A 3,058-nucleotide genomic window follows, 5' to 3' on the forward strand; every position below is an offset into this window, starting at 1 on the left:
ATTACCAAAAAATCAACATCACCGATGGTTTCCTGTCTTCTTCGCAAAGAACCGGCCATGTCAACTTTTTCCACTTCTTTTAAATTTTCCAATTTTTGATAAATTTCTTTGGCCATTGGCAAAATTTCTCCCAAAAGAAATCTTCCCTTGCTCCTTTTTAAAAATTTAATTCCTTCCAAAACATTTTTTTCTGTTTTTTCGCCAAAGCCGAAAAGCGGAGCAATTTTATGCGACTGAGCCGCTTTTTCCAAATCTTTTAAATCTTTGATTTTTAATTTTTCGTAAAGTATTTTTATTTTTTGAGGACCCATTCCTTCAACTGCCGTTAATTCATCTATTTTAACCGGGGTTTGTTTTTTCAGTTTTTGATAATATTTTATTTTACCTGTTTTTAAATATTCTTCCATTTTCAAAGCAATGCTCTCGCCCACCCCGGGAATTTTCTCCAATCCTTTTAATCCGTCTTGGTGATAAATATCTTCCACTGACTCTTCCATTGTTTCCAAAGTAAGAGCCGCTTTTTGATAAGCATAGGGTTTAAAAGCCACTCCTTCCATTTCAAGGTATTCGGCTATTTCGTAAAATATTTTGGCTAATTCTTGATTTTTCATATATTTTTATATACTCTATAGCGAAATTCGCCTGAACGATGTCGCGGGAAAAGTCTTAGAAAATTAAGAAGTTTTGCAGAAAAATTCATCTGTCTGACGACTTATTCGGGAGGAGTTATGAATTTTTCTGAAGCAAAACTATTTTAATTTTCAAGACTTTGGAGTGTTGAGTGAAGACGAATTTCGCAGTCCTTCTATTGTAAATTACTCACGCAAATTGACAAGCCTATTATCATTATGTATAATAAAGCCATGACTTTATTCAGCGGAATACAACCTACCGGACTGCTCCACATCGGAAATTATTTTGGAGCAATTAAAAATTGGGTAAAACTTCAAGAAAAATATCCGAGTATTTTTTGTATTGTTGACTATCACGCCATTACCATCCCTTATGACCCGAAAACAATGCAAGATAAAATTTTAAATTTAACCATTGATTTGATTGCCTGCGGCATTGACCCTAAAAAATCAATTATTTTCGTCCAATCGCAAGTTCCGGAAGCAACTGAATTAACCTGGATTTTAAATACGATTACCCCAATTGGCGAACTTCGCCGAATGACTCAATTTAAAGATAAAAGCCAAGAACATCCAGAAAGCGTTAATATGGGTCTTTTTGATTATCCGGTTTTAATGGCGGCCGATATTTTGCTTTACAAAGCGCAAATAGTCCCGGTTGGCGAAGATCAAGTTCAACATTTGGAATTAACCAGAGAAATTACCAGAAAATTCAACAAAACATTCGGTCAAACATTTCTTGAACCAAAATCAATTTTAACCCAAGGATCACGAATTATGAGTTTAACTGACCCGAGTAAGAAAATGTCAAAATCATCAGGTCCGGAAACTTATATTTCTTTGTCAGATTCGCCGGAAACTATTTTCAAAAAACTTTCCACGGCCATGACTGATCCGGCCCGCCAAAGAAAAACTGATCCGGGCACGCCTGATAAATGCAATCTTTATCATTTACATAAACTTGTTTCTTCTTCAAAAGAATTGGATTATATTGCCAAGGGCTGCCAAAAAGCGCAGATTGGCTGTTTGGAATGCAAAAAATTATTGGCTGATAATTTAGCCAAAGAATTGGCGCCAATCCAGAAAAAAAGAAAAGAACTTGCCGAAAATCCGGAGAAAATAAAAAAAATTCTGGCTAATGGAACCGAGCAAGCCAGAAAAATTGCGCAAAAAACTCTAATTGAAGTTAAGAAAAAAATGGGGCTATCTTAAGTTTATATTTTAATTAATTTAATTTTTTATCTCAGTCATGATTTAATAATCTGGCTGATTTTTTTAAATTCAAATTCCGCTTTTTCTTTATTTTTGGCTTCAATGACTACTCTTAATAAGGGTTCTGTATTTGACGGCCGAGCATTAAGCCACCAACCCGCGGGAGAACCCCAATAATCCACTGTTAAACCATCAAGATTATCTTGTTGGCCGTCTTTGTAAGCATCTTTTATTTTTTGAATAGTTTTTTGCCTGTCTTCAACTTTAAAATTAATTTCGCCTATTCGATAATAACGCTGAAAATTTTTAATCAATTCTGACAAGGGCTGATTATTTTCCGATAAAATTTTTAGCATTACCATTAATGTTAATCCCCCGCTCTCGGCAAAAAATAAATCACGAAAATATAAATGACCGGAAATTTCTCCGCCAAAAATGGCGTTATTTTCTTTAGCCGCTACTTTCATAAAAGCATGACCGGTTCTGGTTCTAATGGGAATACCGTTGTTTTCTTTAATAATTTCAGGCACGCTCTTGGAACAAGTTAAATTATAAACAATTTTAGTCTTTGGTTCTTTCTTAAGATAATAACCGGCAAATAAAGCAATAATCATATCACTGCTGATAATTTCTCCTTTTTCATCAACAAAAATTGTTCTGTCGCCATCGCCGTCCAAAGCCAAACCGAAATCAGCTTTTTTTTCTAAAACCGTTTCTTGAAGTTTTTTAAGATTCGCTGCTACTAATGGATCTGATAAATGATTTGGAAAACTGCCGTCTGGCGTAAAATAAAGAGGAACTAATTTAACAGGAATTTTTTTGGATATTTTTTTAATCACTTCTCCTCCGACGCCATTGGCAGTATCCACTACGACTTTTAAAGGTTTGATTTTTTTAAGATCAATTAGATTTAAAATATATTTCAAATAATGCGGCACAATATCTTTTTTAATAATTTTGCCTAGAGACATATTTTTCTTAAGGGTCGCACCTTTAAATACAAGTTCTTTAATTTGCGGGATTCCCCAATCGCCCGAAAGATATCTTGGGCCCTTGGCCATCATTTTAATACCAATATATTCCGGCGGATTATGGCTGGCTGTAATCATTACCGACGCATCGGCTTTGAAATAATGAAGCGCAAAATAAAGAGAATCAGTCGCAACTTGGCCAATATCAATAACATTTGCTCCTTGAGAAATGACGCCTTGAGA

At 34.8% G+C, this 3,058-nt stretch carries 3 protein-coding genes; 1 reads left to right on the forward strand and 2 read right to left on the reverse strand.

Annotated features, from left to right (window positions below; translation table 11 throughout):
- The coding region (locus tag WCW66_06965; GenBank protein MFA6392444.1) for a helix-hairpin-helix domain-containing protein at positions 1-611 on the reverse strand (611 nt) is incomplete at its 3' end.
- 252 nt (positions 612-863) lie between these two features.
- Here WCW66_06965 and trpS point away from each other — a divergent pair.
- Positions 864-1,844 carry a tryptophan--tRNA ligase gene (gene trpS / locus WCW66_06970; GenBank protein MFA6392445.1) on the forward strand — a complete coding sequence of 327 codons (981 nt, stop codon included), beginning with the start codon at positions 864-866 and terminating at the stop codon, positions 1,842-1,844.
- A 35-nt stretch (positions 1,845-1,879) separates the two neighbouring features.
- Here trpS and WCW66_06975 read toward each other — a convergent pair.
- The coding region (locus WCW66_06975; protein ID MFA6392446.1) for a phosphomannomutase/phosphoglucomutase at positions 1,880-3,058 on the reverse strand (1,179 nt) is incomplete at its 5' end.

This window comes from Patescibacteria group bacterium (assembly GCA_041664365.1).
Taxonomy (GTDB): Bacteria; Patescibacteriota; Patescibacteriia; order UM-FILTER-42-10; family UM-FILTER-42-10; genus JAHJEX01.